This window comes from Variovorax sp. 160MFSha2.1, assembly GCF_048305075.1.
In the GTDB taxonomy this organism is placed as follows: Bacteria; Pseudomonadota; Gammaproteobacteria; order Burkholderiales; family Burkholderiaceae_C; genus Variovorax; species Variovorax guangxiensis.
On sequence record NZ_CP157624.1, the window covers coordinates 1,411,502 to 1,427,604 of the forward strand.

General features: G+C 67.2%; 14 protein-coding genes. 7 read left to right on the top strand and 7 right to left on the bottom strand.

Going from position 1 to position 16,103, the window contains the following annotated elements; genetic code table 11:
* Nucleotides 1–6: 6 nt before the first annotated feature.
* The 4 genes from ABL838_RS06030 (at nt 7) to xylB (ending at nt 4,278) form a co-directional block, all read left to right on the top strand.
* Nucleotides 7–681, top strand: a complete 675-nt coding sequence (locus tag ABL838_RS06030; protein WP_418124677.1) for a transaldolase family protein — start codon at nt 7–9, stop codon at nt 679–681.
* A 21-nt stretch (nt 682–702) separates the two neighbouring features.
* Nucleotides 703–1,677, top strand: coding sequence for a carbohydrate kinase family protein (locus tag ABL838_RS06035; RefSeq protein WP_418124678.1), 975 nt, complete (start codon nt 703–705; stop codon nt 1,675–1,677).
* 14 nt (nt 1,678–1,691) lie between these two features.
* Complete coding sequence (locus ABL838_RS06040) at nt 1,692–2,636, top strand: AraC family transcriptional regulator (RefSeq protein ID WP_184635034.1); 945 nt, start codon at nt 1,692–1,694, stop codon at nt 2,634–2,636.
* 175 nt (nt 2,637–2,811) lie between these two features.
* Nucleotides 2,812–4,278, top strand: a complete 1,467-nt coding sequence (gene xylB, locus ABL838_RS06045; RefSeq protein ID WP_418124679.1) for a xylulokinase — start codon at nt 2,812–2,814, stop codon at nt 4,276–4,278.
* 160 nt (nt 4,279–4,438) lie between these two features.
* Here the strand turns inward: xylB and groL are convergent, their stop codons facing one another.
* Nucleotides 4,439–6,091 (bottom strand): chaperonin GroEL, encoded by a 1,653-nt coding sequence (gene groL, locus ABL838_RS06050; RefSeq protein ID WP_126022952.1) that lies wholly within the window; start codon nt 6,089–6,091, stop codon nt 4,439–4,441.
* A gap of 31 nt (nt 6,092–6,122) precedes the next feature.
* Nucleotides 6,123–6,413, bottom strand: a complete 291-nt coding sequence (locus tag ABL838_RS06055) for a co-chaperone GroES (protein WP_007835162.1) — start codon at nt 6,411–6,413, stop codon at nt 6,123–6,125.
* A gap of 597 nt (nt 6,414–7,010) precedes the next feature.
* On the opposite strand from ABL838_RS06055, the gene ABL838_RS06060 reads away from it, so the two are divergent.
* Nucleotides 7,011–7,778, top strand: a complete 768-nt coding sequence (locus ABL838_RS06060; protein WP_418124680.1) for a response regulator — start codon at nt 7,011–7,013, stop codon at nt 7,776–7,778.
* A 22-nt stretch (nt 7,779–7,800) separates the two neighbouring features.
* On the opposite strand, the gene ABL838_RS06065 is transcribed toward ABL838_RS06060, so the two are convergent.
* The 4 genes from ABL838_RS06065 to ABL838_RS06080 are packed head-to-tail and all read right to left on the bottom strand — an operon-like array spanning nt 7,801 to nt 11,114.
* Nucleotides 7,801–9,027 carry an NAD(P)/FAD-dependent oxidoreductase gene (locus ABL838_RS06065; RefSeq protein WP_418124682.1) on the bottom strand — a complete coding sequence of 409 codons (1,227 nt, stop codon included), beginning with the start codon at nt 9,025–9,027 and terminating at the stop codon, nt 7,801–7,803.
* A gap of 18 nt (nt 9,028–9,045) precedes the next feature.
* On the bottom strand, nt 9,046–9,363 hold the full coding sequence (locus tag ABL838_RS06070; protein ID WP_126022960.1) for a non-heme iron oxygenase ferredoxin subunit: 318 nt from the start codon (nt 9,361–9,363) through the stop codon (nt 9,046–9,048).
* Nucleotides 9,364–9,371: 8 nt separating this feature from the next.
* Nucleotides 9,372–9,842: an aromatic-ring-hydroxylating dioxygenase subunit beta gene (locus ABL838_RS06075; RefSeq protein WP_126022961.1), complete on the bottom strand. Its 471-nt coding sequence runs from the start codon at nt 9,840–9,842 to the stop codon at nt 9,372–9,374.
* A gap of 3 nt (nt 9,843–9,845) precedes the next feature.
* Complete coding sequence (locus ABL838_RS06080) at nt 9,846–11,114, bottom strand: aromatic ring-hydroxylating dioxygenase subunit alpha (protein ID WP_126022962.1); 1,269 nt, start codon at nt 11,112–11,114, stop codon at nt 9,846–9,848.
* A gap of 138 nt (nt 11,115–11,252) precedes the next feature.
* Between ABL838_RS06080 and ABL838_RS06085 the strand changes: the two genes are divergently transcribed.
* Nucleotides 11,253–12,170 (top strand): LysR family transcriptional regulator, encoded by a 918-nt coding sequence (locus ABL838_RS06085; protein ID WP_418124683.1) that lies wholly within the window; start codon nt 11,253–11,255, stop codon nt 12,168–12,170.
* Between the two features lie 19 nt (nt 12,171–12,189).
* On the opposite strand, the gene ABL838_RS06090 is transcribed toward ABL838_RS06085, so the two are convergent.
* Nucleotides 12,190–13,791, bottom strand: coding sequence for a phospholipase D family protein (locus ABL838_RS06090; RefSeq protein WP_418124685.1), 1,602 nt, complete (start codon nt 13,789–13,791; stop codon nt 12,190–12,192).
* Between the two features lie 178 nt (nt 13,792–13,969).
* Here ABL838_RS06090 and ABL838_RS06095 point away from each other — a divergent pair, with 178 nt between their 5' ends.
* Complete coding sequence (locus ABL838_RS06095) at nt 13,970–16,084, top strand: TonB-dependent siderophore receptor (protein WP_418124686.1); 2,115 nt, start codon at nt 13,970–13,972, stop codon at nt 16,082–16,084.
* Nucleotides 16,085–16,103: the final 19 nt, after the last annotated feature.

Sequence of the window (16,103 nt, forward strand, 5' to 3'; positions counted from 1 at the left end):
GACCCGATGAACCAAGACTTCCACCTGTACCTCGACAGCGCCGACATGGCCGAGCTGCAGGCCTGCCTGCCGCACCCGGTGGTGCACGGCGTGACGACCAACCCCACGCTGCTCAGGCGCGCCGGCATCGGCCGCGCCGACGTGCCCGGCCTGCTGCGCCGCTGCATCGAGCTGGGCGCGCGGCAGGTGCAGGCCCAGGTGTATTCGCAGGACGCCGACGGCATGCTGGAGGACGCGCGGGCGCTGCTCGCGCACTTCGCGCCGGGCCAGCTGGTGGTGAAGATCCCGGCCACACGCCAGGGCTTCGCGGCCGGCGCGCGGCTCATCGAACAGGGCGTGCCCGTTACCTGGACTGCGGTTTACGCGCCCGAGCAGGCCCACTTCGCGGCGCAGCTGGGCGCCGCCTATGCCGCGCCCTACCTCGGCCGCCTGGAAGACTCCGGCGCCGACGGGCTGGGGCTGGTCGCGCAGATGCAGGCGCTGGTCGCGAAGCGGCCCGCGTCGGGCACGCGGCTGCTGGTGGCGAGCATCCGCTCGCGCGAGGCCTATCTTTCTCTGCTGCGGATCGGCGTGGGCGCCATCACCATTCCGCCGCGCCTGTTTTCCGAATTGCTCGATCATCCCGCCACGCTGGCCGCGGAAGGCGGTTTCCTCGCCGACGCGCGCGACCTGCCGGCCTGACCGCGCCAGAATCCAGACACCATGCGCATTGCACTTACGGGCGAAGCCCTCATCGATTTCACCGCCAGCGAGGCTGGCACCCTGGCGTTCCTCGGGCACGAGGGCGGTTCGCCGCTCAACACGGCCGTGGCCTGTGCGCGGCTGGGCCAGCCGACGGGCTTTCTCACGCAGCTCTCGACCGACCTGTTCGGCGAGCGGCTGATGGGCTTCCTGCAGCGCAACGGCGTGGACACCAGCTTCATCCTGCGCAGCGGCGCGCCTTCGACGCTGGCCTTCGTCGAGCGCACGCCACAGACCAACCGCTACGCCTTCTATACGCAAGGCAGCGCCGACGCCACCTGGGCGCCCGAGCCGCTGCCCCAGTTGCCGGCGGAGTGCCGCTTCCTGCACTTCGGCTCGATCTCGCTGCTGCAGGACCCGGCCGCCACGCGCATCGCCGACCTGGTCGCGGCGAACCGCGGGCAGCGCGTGATCGTGTTCGACCCGAACGTGCGGCCCAGCCTCATCACCGACATGGCCGCCTATCGCGAGCGTGTGAACGGCTGGTTCGGCATGGCCGACCTGGTCAAGCTCAGCGACGAGGACGCCGCGCTGCTCGCGCCCGGCCAGCCGGTCGATGCGCTGGCCGCCGAGTGCCTGAAGGCTGGCGCTCGCGCCGTGATCGTCACGCGCGGCGGCGACGGCGCGACGCTCTGGCGCACCGGCCATGCGCCGCTGAGCGTGGCGGCGCCGCGCGTGACCGTAATCGACACCATCGGCGCGGGCGACACCTTCACGGCAGGGCTGTCGGTGGCGCTGCTCTCGCACGGCATCGAGCAGCCCGGGCAGCTCGACGCGCTGACCGACGACGACTGGAAGGGCGTGATGGGCTTCGCCGCCACCGCCGCCGCCCTCAACTGCACCCGCGAGGGTGCCGATCCACCGACGCTGGAGGCGGTTCACGCCGCGCTGGCGAAGGCACAAAATACCGCTGTTGCTGCTGCTTCCCGGCCCTGAGCCGGGCTGCCATCATGACGACGTCCACCCGCAAGCGCTCGATTCCCCGCCAGCGTCAGCCCGAACTGGAGCGCGACTTCGCGCGGTCCCCCTCGCTGGGCTACGAGGCCCCCGAAGAAACCGGCGTGGTGCGCTGCCTGGCGCACGGCTTCCCGAGCCCGCTGGTGCGGTGGCACTTCCATGAAGAGTACGAGCTGCACCTGATCACCGAGACATCGGGCAAGGCCTTCATCGGCGACTGGATCGGGCCCTTCCAGCCCGGGCATCTGGTGCTGTGCGGGCCGAGGCTGCCGCACAACTGGATCTCGCTGGACGTGCCCGAAGGCGGCGCGGCGGGGCGCGACCGCGTGATCCAGTTCCGCCACGAGCCCATCGAGCACGCGGCGGCGCAGATTCCCGAGCTGCGCGAGGTGATGCAGCTGCTGGAGCGGGCGCGCCACGGCATCGAGTTCTTCGGCATGTCGCAGCAGGCGCAGTCGCACTGGGACCGCATCAAGGCCGCGCGCGGCGTGCGCCGCCTGGGCCTGTTCCTCGACTTCATGGCCGACCTGGCGCAGTGCACCGATTACCGGCTGCTGTCGAGCGTGCAGATGCAGGGTGCGCAGGGGGCAGACGGCGACGCGCAGGTCGACCAGATCAACGGCATCGTCAACCGCATCACCAACAACATGGCCGAGCCGATCTCGATGTCGGACGTGGCGGCCGAACTGGGCATGAGCGAGAGCCGCTTCAGCCGTTTCTTCAGGCGCTCCACCGGCAACAGCTTCACCGACTTCGTCAACCGCGTGCGCATCAACAGCGCCTGCCACCTGCTGATGCAGACCGACCACTACGTGACCGACATCTGCTACCAGGTGGGCTTCAACAACGTGGCGAACTTCAACCGGCGCTTTCTCGAGATCAAGGGCATGACGCCGAGCGAATTCCGCAAGCAGGCCGACACGCGCTTCGGGGTATGAGGTTCGCCGCCAGGCTGCGCGCACTCCGCGTCGCCTCGCCAACCTCCTCGCCGGGGCTACGCCTGAGGCCCGGCAAAGCCGGTTCCTCGGTGTTCCTTGAAAGGAAAGCGAGCTCTTCGTACATCCGCCGCGCGAAAGCACGGCTAGTCTGAACAAATCAAATAAGGGGCTCATCTTGTATCTGGGACTCGACCTCGGCACGTCCGAGCTCAAGGCGCTCTTGCTCGCCGACGACCATCGCATCGTGGGCGTGGCCCGCGCGCCGCTCACGGTCGAACGGCCGCAGCCGTTGTGGTCGGAACAGGCGCCGCAGCAGTGGTGGCAGGCGCTCGAAGAAGTGATGCGTGCGCTCGGCAAGTCGCACCCCGAAGAACTCGCGGCGGTGCGCGCCATCGGCCTTTCGGGCCAGATGCACGGTGCCACGCTGATCGACGAAGCGGGCGAGGTGCTGCGCCCCGCGATCCTGTGGAACGATGGCCGCAGCGGTGCGCAGTGCGAAGCGCTCGCGCGCGCCGTGCCCAGGCTCGGCGAGATCGCGGGCAACCTCGCGATGCCGGGTTTCACCGCGCCCAAGCTGCTGTGGGTGCGCGAGCACGAGCCCGAGATCTTCAGCCGCGTCGCCCGCGTGCTGCTGCCGAAGGACTGGCTGCGCTTCATGCTCAGCGGCGAGGCCGTCAGCGAGATGTCGGATGCGGCGGGCACGTTGTGGCTCGACGTGGGCGCGCGCGACTGGTCCGACGAACTGCTCGCCGCCACGGGGCTGACGCGTGCCCACATGCCGAGGCTGGTCGAGGGCAGCGAGGTGTCGGCGCAGCTCAAGCCCGAACTGGCCGGGCGATGGGGCTTGCCCGATGGCGTCAAGATCGCCGGCGGTGCCGGTGACAACGCGGCGAGCGCGGTCGGCATGGGGCTGGTCGAGCCGGGGCAGGGCTTCGTGTCGCTAGGCACGTCGGGCGTGGTGTTCGTGTCGACCGACCGCTTCCTGCCGAACCCCGCACAGGCGATGCACGCCTTCTGCCACGCGCTGCCGAAGCGCTGGCACCAGATGTCGGTGATGCTCTCGGCCGCCAGCGCGGTGAGCTGGGCCGCCAAGACTTTCAGGTTTGCCGACGAGGCGGCGCTGCTCGAAGCTGCCGCAAGCGTTGCGCCGGCGCAGCGCGAACGCTGCCCGCTGTTCCTTCCGTACCTGTCGGGCGAGCGCTCGCCGCACAACAACCCCAACGCGCAGGGCGTGCTCTTCGGGCTCACGCATGCGCACGGGCCGGCGGAGATCGCCTATGCCGTGGTCGAGGGCGTGAGCTTCGGCCTGCGCGACGGCTTCGACACCCTGCGGCTGCCGCAAGACATGCCGATGCGCGAGATGGCGCTGGTCGGCGGCGGCGCGCGCAGTGTGTGGTGGGGGCAGTTGCTGGCCGACATCTTCCAGGTTCCGCTCACGCTCTATGCGGGCAGCGAGACTGGTGGGGCGCTGGGCGCGGCGCGGCTGGCCTGGCTGGCGGATGGGGGCGAGGTGGCAGAGGTGTGCACGCTGCCGGCAGTGAAGCAGAAGCTGGTTCCCTCGACCGATGGAGCCGATGTCCGCAGGACGAGGCATACGCGCTTCCAGGCGCTCTACAAGGCGGTGCAGGCGCAATTCCAGTAGCAGAGCAATCACGACCGCCCATGAAAAAAGCCCGGCGCAAGCCGGGCTTTTTTCATTTCGCGAGACACCGCGGATCCGGCTCTGCCGGTCCGCAGGTGTCGCCCCCGGTAGGGGGGAGGCGTAGCGGACACGAAGTGCCGCGCAGCCTGGGGGCGAGCAATTACATGCCCATGCCGCCCATGCCACCCATGCCACCCATGTCGGGCATGCCGCCGCCGGCAGGAGCGTCGTCCTTCGGAGCGTCAGCCACCATGGCTTCGGTCGTCAGCAGCAGCGAGGACACCGAAGCGGCGTTCTGCAGTGCGGTGCGGGTGACCTTCGTCGGGTCCAGGATGCCCAGCTCGAGCATGTCGCCGTACGTGTCGTTGGCGGCATTGAAGCCGTAGTTGCCCTTGCCGGCCAGAACCGCGTTCACCACCACCGAGGCTTCGCCGCCGGCGTTGTTCACGATTTCGCGCAGGGGAGCTTCGATGGCCTTCAGCACCAGCTTGATGCCGGCGTCTTGATCAGCGTTGTCGCCCTTGACCTTGTCGCCCACGGCTTGCTTGGCACGCAGCAGAGCCACGCCGCCACCAGCCACGACGCCTTCTTCCACTGCAGCGCGGGTGGCGTGCAGGGCGTCTTCGACGCGAGCCTTCTTTTCCTTCATTTCGACTTCGGTGGCCGCGCCGACCTTGATCACGGCAACACCGCCGGCCAGCTTGGCCACGCGCTCTTGCAGCTTTTCACGGTCGTAGTCGCTGGTGGCTTCCTCGATCTGCACGCGGATCTGCTTCACGCGGGCTTCGATGTCCGGAGCAGCGCCCGAGCCGTCGATGATGATCGTGTTTTCCTTGCCCACTTCGATGCGCTTGGCCTGGCCCAGGTCGGCCAGGGTCACCTTCTCGAGGGTCAGGCCCACTTCTTCTGCGATGACCTTGCCGCCCGTCAGGATGGCGATGTCTTCCAGCATGGCCTTGCGGCGGTCGCCGAAGCCGGGAGCCTTGACGGCCACGACCTTCAGGATGCCGCGGATGGTGTTCACCACCAGCGTAGCCAGGGCTTCGCCTTCGACTTCTTCAGCGATGATCAGCAGCGGACGGCCGGCCTTGGCGACTTGCTCCAGCGTGGGCAGCAGGTCACGGATGTTGCTGATCTTCTTGTCGAACAGCAGGACGAACGGGTTGTCCAGGATCGCCGATTGCTTCTCGGGATTGTTGATGAAGTAGGGCGACAGGTAGCCGCGGTCGAACTGCATGCCTTCGACGACGTCGAGTTCGCTGTCCAGCGACTTGCCGTCTTCCACGGTGATCACGCCTTCCTTGCCGACCTTGTCCATCGCGTCGGCGATGATCTTGCCGATGGTTTCGTCGCTGTTGGCCGAGATCGAGCCGACTTGAGCGATTTCCTTCGACGTGGTGGTGGGCTTCGAAGCCTTCTTCAGCTCTTCGACCAGGGCAGCAACTGCCTTGTCGATGCCGCGCTTCAGGTCCATCGGGTTGATGCCGGCGGCCACGTACTTGAAGCCTTCGCGAACGATGGCTTGAGCCAGCACGGTCGCGGTGGTGGTGCCGTCACCGGCGTTGTCGCTGGTCTTGGAGGCCACTTCCTTCACGAGCTGGGCGCCCATGTTCTGGAGCTTGTCCTTCAGTTCGATTTCCTTGGCGACCGACACGCCGTCCTTCGTGACGGTGGGGGCGCCGAACGAGCGCTCGAGCACCACGTTGCGGCCCTTGGGGCCCAGGGTCACCTTGACTGCGTTGGCCAGGATGTTCACACCCTCGACCATGCGTGCGCGGGCTTCGCCGCCGAAGACTACGTCTTTTGCTGCCATGTCTAATTACTCCGAATGGGGATCTGTTGAATTACTTCTCGACGACCGCGAACAGGTCGTCTTCCTTCATGACGAGCAGCTCGTCGCCGCCGACCTTGACGGTCTGGCCGCTGTACTTGCCGAACAGGACGCGGTCGCCGACCTTCACGGTCAGAGCTGCCAGTTCGCCCTTGTCGTTGCGCTTGCCCGGGCCCACTGCCAGGACTTCACCCTGATCGGGCTTCTCGGCGGCTGCGTCGGGGATCACGATGCCCGATGCGGTCTTGGTTTCGCTGTCAACACGCTTGACGATCACGCGATCGGCCAAAGGACGAAGTTTCATTGCATCTCCTGGATGTATGGATAAGAAACGGGTTTGTGGTCGGGCGCCGGACCGGAGGCCGGCAGCCCATCAGCTGGAAGCGAGGGCTGTTAGCACTCGTCAGCAGCGAGTGCTAATCATAAGGGCAATCGATGACGTTTCAAGGCTGGGCGGCCGCTGGCGCCAGTTCCGCAGTCAGGAAATCCGAAATCGCACGGCCGTGCTCTTTCTGTCGCCGATGCGGCAGGAGGTGGCTTCCGGAGGCCCGGGAGGGGCGGCAGGGAACCGGGGCCATCAGTCGATGCACGGATCGATGATTCAGGCCCGACGCCGCTGCTCGCCAGGCCGGCAAGTCGCTCTTCGGGGCCAGGCAAGTGATGAGGCACGCGGGACGGCGCTCATGGGGCTGCTAATGGATTAGATCAATCAACGGCCCCGGCCCTATAAATCCCGGTTTTTCACCCGGCCTTGGGGCCGATGCCGAACTTGGCGGATCGAGCCGGTTTCCATGATTTTGCATTTGATTTTACGCAGGGCCGATGGCTCGCGCGGGCTGCGGGGAACGATGAGTTCGAGAAACGAGGCCCATCGCAGCCCGCCACCGAAAGACCCGCTCGCATGACCGCTTCCCCTCGCTGCGATGCGATCGCGGTCGTCGACGACGACCCGCGCCTGCGGCAACTGGTCGGCGGCTATCTCTCCCAGGAGGGCTACGAGGTGTTCGAGGCCGAGAACGGCAGTGCGCTTTCGTCGATCCTGCAGCGCCGCGCCATCGACCTCATCGTGCTCGACGTGCTGCTGCCGGGCGAGGACGGCTTCTCGGTCTGCAGGCGCCTGCGCGCCACGGGCACGCGCACGCCGATCATCATGCTCAGCGCGAAGGCCGAGGACGCCGACAGGATTGCGGGCCTGACGATGGGCGCTGACGACTATGTCTGCAAGCCCTGCAATCCCCGGGAACTGCGTGCCCGCATCCAGGCGATCCTGCGGCGCAGCCCTCCGAAGGAGGAGCCGGGCGGGCCTTCGATCGCGAACGAGGTCGTGCGTTTCGGGCCTTTCGAATTCAACATGGGCACGCGCACGCTTCGCAGGGACGGGCGCATCCTCGGCATCACCACCGTGCAGATCGCGATTCTCAAGGTGCTCGTGCGGCACACGGGCCAGCCGATGTCGCGGGAAAAGCTCGCGCAGGTGGCGCGCGGGCGCGAACTCGGCGCCTTCGACCGCAGCCTGGACGTGCAGGTCTCCCGGTTGCGCAAGCTGCTGGAGGACGGGGCGTTTTCCTATATCCAGACGGTATGGGGCGTGGGCTACATGTTCGAGCCCAGCGGCAAGGATGGCGGCATCCGGTATCCGTCAGGGCCCGGCCACGCGGCATCCTGGTAGCTCCGGGCTGCCTCGGCGCCGCTCAGAGCCTGGACAGCGGCACCTGAAGATCGGCAAGCTGCTCCGGCGTGACCTCGGTGCCGCGCTCGATGAGCCTTCGCGCAAACCGCAGATCGCGCGCCGCGTTCGGCCCCAGCGCGGCGGCGACCTTGCCGCCATCCAGAAAGAACACGACGAAGCTGTCGCTCTCCATGTCGCCGCGCACCACGGCGCGATGTCCCGGCGCCGGCATGCCGAATATCTGGAGGTTGATGCCGTACTGGTCGGACCAGAACCACGGAAGCGGCTGGTGATCGACCGCGATGCCCAGCGCGGAGCGCGCGGCCGCGATGCCCTGCTCCTGCGCGTTCTGCCACGACTCCAGCCGCATCCGCCGGCCGGCGCGCTCGCAGTGCCAGACGGCGACGTCGCCGGCGGCGAGGATGTCCGGGTCGGAGCTGCGGCATTGCGAGTCGACCACGATGCCGCCTTCGCACCGCAGGCCGGCCTCGCGCGCGAGCTCGTCGTTCGCGATCAGGCCGATGCCGGCCAGCACCACGTCGCATGCCAGCGTGCGTCCGTCGGCGAGCGTGGCGATCAGGCCGTTGCCGTCCGCGTCTTGCGCCAGGCGCTCGATGCCCATGCCCAGTTCGACATGAACGCCGTGCAAGGCGTGGAGCCGAAGCAGGTAGCCGGATATCTCAGACGGAACGGTGCGCTCGCAGAGGCGCTGCATCGCTTCCACGACCGTGACCTCCAGCCCCTTCCTGCGGGCGGTCGAGGCCACTTCGAGCCCGATCCATCCGCCGCCGATGACCAGCAGCCGCCTGCCCGGCATGAGCGCGGCTCCCAGCGCCGCGGCATCGTCGAGGTTGCGCAGCGTGAAGACGCCGGGCAGCTCCGATCCGGGAATGCCCAGCCGCCGGGCACGGCCGCCGGTGCAGAGAATCAGTTTGTCGTAGCCGACGACGTCGCCGCCGCTCAGGTGCAGTCGCTTCGCCGCGCTGTCGATGCGCGTCGCGCTCACTCCCGGGCGCCAGTCCACGTTGAGCGCGTCGAAGGCTTCGGGCTTCTGCAGGCTGGTCGTCTCTGGAAGGGCTTCACCGGCGAGAACCGATTTCGACAGGGGAGGGCGCTCGTAGGGGCGATGCGCCTCGTCGCCGATCAGCACGATCCTGCCGCCGAAGCCTTCGCTGCGCAGTGTCTGCGCGGCCCATCCGCCGGCCTGGCCGGCGCCGACGATCGCGATCGTCTTTTCTTCAGCGCTCATGGTTCGTACCGTTGCAGATCAGCCCAGCGAAAGAAACACCCGCCCGCCCTCGATCTTCACGGGATAGGAGCGGATCGCTTCGGTCACAGGCGCGCAGGTGGGCTTGCCGTTGCGCACGTCGAACTTGCCCTGGTGCAGCGGGCACTCGATCTCGTGCCCTTCGAGAAAGCCTTCGCACAGGCGGGCATGCCCGTGCGTGCAGATGTTGTCGGTGGCGTAGACGTTGCCTTCGACGCTGTAGAGCGCGACTTCATTGCCGCCCACGAGGACGGCGATCACGTCGTCCGCCGGTACGTCGTCGACCGCGGCGGCGTCGGTCCATTGCAGCTCACTCATGGCGGTCCTCAGATCGGATAGATGACGGAGTTCGGGATCATTTCGCTGTCGTAGATGACCTGGCGCGAGGCGAACTTCAGGCCCTCCTCGGTGCGCACCACCACGTCGATGTAGCGGCCCACGCTGAAGACGCTCGAAAGCTCCGAGAGCTTGGTGCGGAAGACGGCGTAGTTGGCCTCCGACTCGATGCGCCCGGGTTCGGCCTTCAGCACCACCGGCGCGCCCACCACGTGGCGCTGATAGTACGGGTCGTGGAAGAGGGTCTCGCGGATGCCGTAGACACGATCCTTCAGCATGCCCTTGCTCTCGAAGGAAAGCGTGGCGAGCGGAAAGCCGCGCTCGTGGTTCTCGCGCGGCTGCAGCCGGTAGACGCAGTCTTCCGTGAAGAACTCGGGCCAGAGTTCCCACTGGCTGGAGCTCACGGCCTGGGCGTAGCGGGCGTAGAGCTGCGAAAGCTCGAAGTACTCCTGGAAGTCCATCGCTCAAGCCTCCATCACCTTGCGCCAGTACTCGTACATGCCCCGGATCAGCGTCTCGGTGACCATGTGGTCCGTGTCGCCGACCTCGCGGCCGCCGAGTTCGGCGAGCGTGCGGTGGAATGGCTTCTGCTCGAAGCCCTTCTGCGAGAGCTCGATCACCTCGCCGTCGTCGGCCGACACGAAACCCGCGGGGCCGAAGAGGTTGGCCTGGCGCAGCCGGCGCTGCGTCATCTCTTCCGTGTCGTCCTCGAAGCCGAAGTGCGTCCAGACGAAGTCGAAGGCGCCGGGACCGCTGGGCTGGATGTGCCGCGTCGAGACGCTGTTGACCTGCTGCTGCAGGATCACGCTCGGGAAGAGCGTCATCATCACCGCCGTCGGCCCGCCCCACCAGGGCTCGGGCACGATGTCGAGGAAGCGCGGGTCGTTGAGCTGCATGCTTTCCTTGAAGCTCGACACCTGGGTCACCTGGTCTGCCTTGCCGCTCGCGCCGCGCGTGGAAATCATGGCGGCGTGGCGGTGGTGCCGGTCCATCTTCAGCTCCGACTTGTTGTCCGCGCGCCAGAGCCCGAAGGTCACGAACCAGGTGTGCAGCAGGCCCGGGTGGTACGGGTCCTTGATGTTCTCCTGCATGAGCTTCCAGTTGCCCGGAATGCGCTGGCGGTTGTAGCCGAGGATGGTGAGCTTGCGGCCGTTGAAGAGCCGGTCGAAGTAGCCGAGGATCTCCGGGCCCATGAAGTCCTCGAGCGATTCGACCTCGGGGTCGAAGGCCGCGAAGACCACGCCGCCGCGCCGCGCCACCTTGAGCTTGTTGAGGCCGTGCTCGGCCGGCTTGAAGTCGGCCGGCATGCCGCCGTTGACCTTGCCGTCCTGCTTCACGCCGCGGCGGAAGGGCACGCCCTGCAGGTCGCCTGCGAGCGTGTAGTTCCATTGGTGGTAGGGGCAGGTGAAGCCGCCTTCCTTGCGGTTGCCGTGCCGCTCGCGGCAGAACTGCATGCCGCGATGGGCGCACACGTTCTCGACCACGCTGATGGAGTCTTCCGCATCGCGCACCATGATCACCGAGCGCTCGCCCACCACAGTGCGCTTGAAGTCGCCGACAGCCGGAATCTCGGCCTCCAGGCCGACGTAGCTCCAGTGGTTGCGATAGAAGAAGCGCTCCAGCTCCTGGCGGTGCAGGTCGGCCTCGGTGTAGGCCATGAAGGGGATGCGGCTGGTGCCCTGGCTCTCCCAGTGGATCTTCTGGGGGAAGACCGCCGATGCGGTGTCGTCCATTCTTGTGTCTCCTTGGCCGTCCGGTGGAGGGCGGCGTTCGTCTCTCGTGGGTGCGTCGATGATCCGCATTCGGGCGTCATCGCTCAATAGAATGTGATCAATAGTTCATATTGATTTCAAGAATGTGAGAAGCCGGCGATGGAGCTGAAGGACATCGATCTCAACCTCTTGGTCGTCTTCCAGCAGCTGCTCGTCGACCGCCGGGTCTCCAAGGTGGCCAGCAGCCTCGGTCTCTCGCAGCCGGGCGTGAGCAACGCGCTGGCGCGGCTGCGCAAGCTCACCGACGATCCGCTCTTCCTGCGCACGCCCAACGGCATGGAGCCCACGCCCTATGCGCAGCAGCTCGCGGAGCCGACGGCGCGCGCGCTGCAGGTCATCCACGCGGCGATGAACCAGAAGGCCTCGTTCGATCCGGCCACGTCGAAGCGCGCCTTCACCGTCGGCATGACGGACATCGGCGAGATCTACTTCCTGCCCAGGCTGATGAAGGAGATCGCGCGCGTCGCGCCCAACGTGTCGCTGAGCACCGTGCGCAACACGGCGGTGAACCTGCAGGACGAGATGGAGGCGGGCCACGTCAGCCTCGCGATCGGCCTGCTGCCGCAGCTGAAGGCTGGCTACTTCCAGCGCAGGCTCTTCAGGCAGAACTATGTGTGCATGTTCAGGCGCGGCCATCCGCTGGACGGCAGGAAGAAGGTGGCGCTCGACGACTTCTCCGCCGCCGATCACGTCGTGGTGGTTTCGGACGGCACGGGCCACGGCAAGGCAGACGAATTCCTCGACCGCAAGAAGATCACACGCAAGGTGGTGCTGACCGTGCCGCACTACGTGGCCGTGGGGCACATCCTGCACGACTCCGACCTCGTCGCAACCGTGCCCGAGAGACTCGCGCAGGCACTGGCGGGGCCCTTCGACCTGTCCTACGTGCGGCATCCGGCGAAGCTGCCGGAGATCGCGATCAACCTGTTCTGGCACGGCCGCTTCCACAAGGACCCAGCCATCGCGTGGCTGCGCTCGCTGATCATCGGGCTCTATGGCGAGGGCGGGTCGGGCTGAGGAGCGGGCTTCGCCGCTGCTACAGCTGGTCGGTGGGTACGAACCACGAGAAAAGCAGCAGCTGCAGCCGGGTCAGCATGCTCGAGTCGGGTTCGCTGTCCAGCACCTCGTTGTCGACGTCGCCGGTACCGACCCACTGCACGCTCTGGCCGTCGGGCTTGAGGGTGACGCGGTACACGCCCTCGATGTCGTCGAGCTGGTAGGCGAAGAGCAGGGCCTGGGTCAGGTCGAAGCTGCGCACGCGCACGCCGAACTCGGTGTTCAGGCGGGCGGAGCGCGGGTCGAGGTTCATGGAGCCGAGCAGCACCCATTGCCGGTCGACCAGCGCCAGCTTGGCATGCAGCCGCCCGCGCGCCTTCTTGAGCAGGGTGCGGAACTGGTCGCTGCGCTTCAACTGCTGCGTGCTCACCTCGTACAGGTTCACGCCGAGCTTGAGCATGTCGACGCGGTAGCGGTTGTAGTTGATGTTGACCAGCGGCTCGTCGCTGTCGGCCAGCGAGTTGGTGATGACGGTGATGTTCACGCCATGCTCGCGGCCCATGCGGATGCGCTCCATGCCCTCGTCGCCCGGAATGAAGTAGGGCGAGATCACGACCACGCTCGAACGGGCCGTGGCCAGCATCTCGTGGAAGCGCTGCGCGAGCGGCTCGACCGGGTGGGCCATCACGCCCAGCGCCTTGTTGGGGCTGTCCGCGGAGGCGTGGGCCTCGGCGCGCATCCATTTCGCCTCGTCGATGTCGGCAAGCTGCGCGCCCAGCGGCGGATCGCCGAGCAGGTCGGAAAACGGCAGCGGGTCGGGCGGCGGCGCGTGGGCGGGGGAAGTCGCTTCCTCGAAATCGGCCTTCAGCGCCTGCGGCGTGCGGCTGGTACCGGCCACCCGCTGCAGCGGGTAGACCACGTCGCTGTTCCAGTAGGTGTCGAAGATGGCGGCGGATTCGGGCACCACGGGGCCGGCCAGGAGCAACTCGAAATCGATGAAGTTGGCGCTCTCGCTGCGCAGGAAGTACTCGTCCGCGAGGTTGCGGCCACCCGCGATGGCCATGGCACCGTCGGCCACGAACAGCTTGTTGTGCATGCGGTGGTTGAGCCGGCGGAAGTCGGAGAAGAACTCCAGCCAGCGCCCGGAGGAATGGTCGCGCGCATTCACGAAGGGGTTGAAGAGCCGCACCTCGACGTTGGGCTCGGCTGCGAGGCCGAGCAGCAGGCGGTCCATGCCTGCCGTGTAGAAGTCGTCGAGCAGCAGCCGCACGCGCACGCCGCGGCGGGCGGCGTTGCGCATCTCGCGAAGCAGCAGGCGGCCGGTCTTGTCGTTGCCGAGCTGGTAGGTCTGGATGTCGAGCGACGACTTCGCACGTCGCATCAGCTCGAGCCGCGCGTCGAGCGCGAAGGAGGCCTCGATCAGCGGCCGCATGCTGCTAAGGCCGTCGGGCGGGGTGTTGAGGCTGATGGCCGCGCGGCCCAGTTCGGTGACCGGCGAGGCGGGGATGGCCAGCGTGGGCGGCTCGGGCGTGCGCGGCGGCAGGCCGGCGCAGCCGGTGAGCGCGGCGACCGCCACGAGCGCCATCAGCCGCAGAGCCGGACCGCGCGATGCGGGAAACAGAAGGGCGATGAGCTTGAGCATGAAGGCTGCCAACGCACGGTGAGCGTGCGGGCGGCATCGTAGCCGTTTCGCCTTCGCGCAGAAGACGCAATTTCGCAACGCAACGCCCTTCATCCAAGGCGGTGATTCGGGAAGGCGGAAATTTGTCACGCATAAAATGCGAATCGTTCTTATTAATTTGTAGAGGAGCGGAGCGGGAATGAAGAGGTTGGTGGCGCGGCGCAGGGTCGCATCAGTGCTGGCGGGATGCCTGGCGGTCTACACACAGCATCAGGTGCTGGCCCAGACGACGAATGCAGCCTCGCTGCCGGAAGTGCGGGTCGATGCCGGGGCCGAGACGGCGACCACGCCCGTTATCGGCTACCGAGCGAAGAACGCCGTCACTGCCACCAAGACCGACACGCCGCTTGCCGAGACGCCGCAGTCCGTCACGGTGGTCACGCGCGACCAGATGGTCGACCAGGGCGCGACCAACCTGCAGGACGCGCTCACCTACGCCGCGGGCGTGCGTTCCGACGCCTACGGCATCGATTCCCGTTCTGACAGTTTCTCCGTGCGCGGCAGCGACCCGACCATCTACCTCGACGGCCTGCAGACCTACTCCTCCGGCTGGTACACCGCCACCGCGCGGCCCGACCCCTACACCCTGGAGCGCCTCGAAGTGCTGCGCGGGCCCTCCGGGATGCTCTTCGGAGCGGGCACCGCGGGCGGCGTGGTCAACATGGTCAGCAAGCGGCCCCAGCAGGAGGCCTACCGCGAGGTCGGCGTGCAGTTCGGCTCCTTCGGCCGCAAGCAGATCCAGGCCGACCTGACCGGCCCCCTGACGGCGGACGGCGACTGGTCGTACCGGCTGGTGGCGCTGCACCGCAAGTCCGACACGCAGGTCGACCATGTTCCCGACGACCGCTCCCTCATCATGCCGTCGCTCACCTGGCGGCCGAACGCCGCCACGTCGCTGACGCTGCAGGCCCTGTGGCAGAAGGACAAGACCGGCAGCACCTCGCAGTTCTTCCCGTGGCAGGGCACGATCCTGCCGAACGTCAACGGCCCGCTGCCGTCGAGCCGCTTCATCGGCGAGCCGGGCGACGGCTACGACACCGAGCGCAAGACCTTCGGCTGGCTGTTCGAGCACAAGTTCGGCGACCGGTGGACCTTCCGGCAGAACTTCCGCGCGTCGCGCACCTTCAACGACTCGCACTACCACTACGCCGATTCGTTCTCCGAGCCCGGCGGCTGGTCGCTCGACCCGGTCGGCCAGCGCCTGCTCGGCCGCTACAACGACAAGTCGCTGGCCTGGACCAGCATGGCCGGCATCGACAACCACGTCGAAGGCCATTTCGACACCGGCGCGGTGCGCCACACGCTGCTCGTGGGGGCCGAGTACTCCCGCCAGCGCCAGGACAAGACCGAAGGCTCGGTCTACAGCACCATCGACGCCTATGCACCGGTCTACGGCCTCGGCTACGTGCCGGTCACCGAGTTGACGCGCAAGCCCCGCACCACGCAGCGCAATGCCGGCATCTACGTGCAGGACCAGATGAAGTGGAACAACTGGATCTTCGTTGCCGGGCTGCGCCATGACCGCAGCACCGCCGGCACGGCGGGCAGTGCTTCTGAAACGACGAGCGCCACTTCGCGCCGCCTGGGCGTGATGTACGCGCTGCCCTCCGGCTTGTCGCCTTACCTGAGCTACACCGAATCCTTCACCCCGCAGGCAGGCACCGACGCCGACGGCAAGCTGTTGAAGCCGTTGCGCGGCGAACAGGTGGAAGCCGGCGTCAAGTACCAGCCCCAGGGCTCGCCCACGAGCTTCACTGCCTCGGTGTACTCGCTAAAGGAAAAGAACCGTACCGTCTTCGACAGCACCAATCCGAACTATGGCCGGCAGGTCGACGCGACGAAGAACAAGGGCGTGGAGTTCGAGCTCAAGACCACCCTGGCGCGCGACTTCGATCTCATCGCCAACTACACCTACATCGACGTCGACCACAAGCTCACCGACACGCCGCGCAACCAGGTGTCGGTGTGGGGCAAGTACCGCTTCTCGATCGCGGGCGTGCCGGGCTTCTCGGCCGGCGCCGGCGTGCGCTACATGAGCGGCTTCCGCGATGTGGAAGGCGCGGGTGCGGGGCCCTACGTGCCTTCGGTCGCACTGCTCGACCTGATGCTCGCCTACGAGTCGGCCAAGTGGCGCTACGCCCTGAACATCAACAACGCCACCGACAAGACCTACTTCAGCACCTGCCTCGCGCGCGGCGACTGCTGGTACGGCGCGCGCCGCAACATCGTCGCCAGCGCGACCTACCGTTTCTAGAACCCCTTCCTCGATAGAA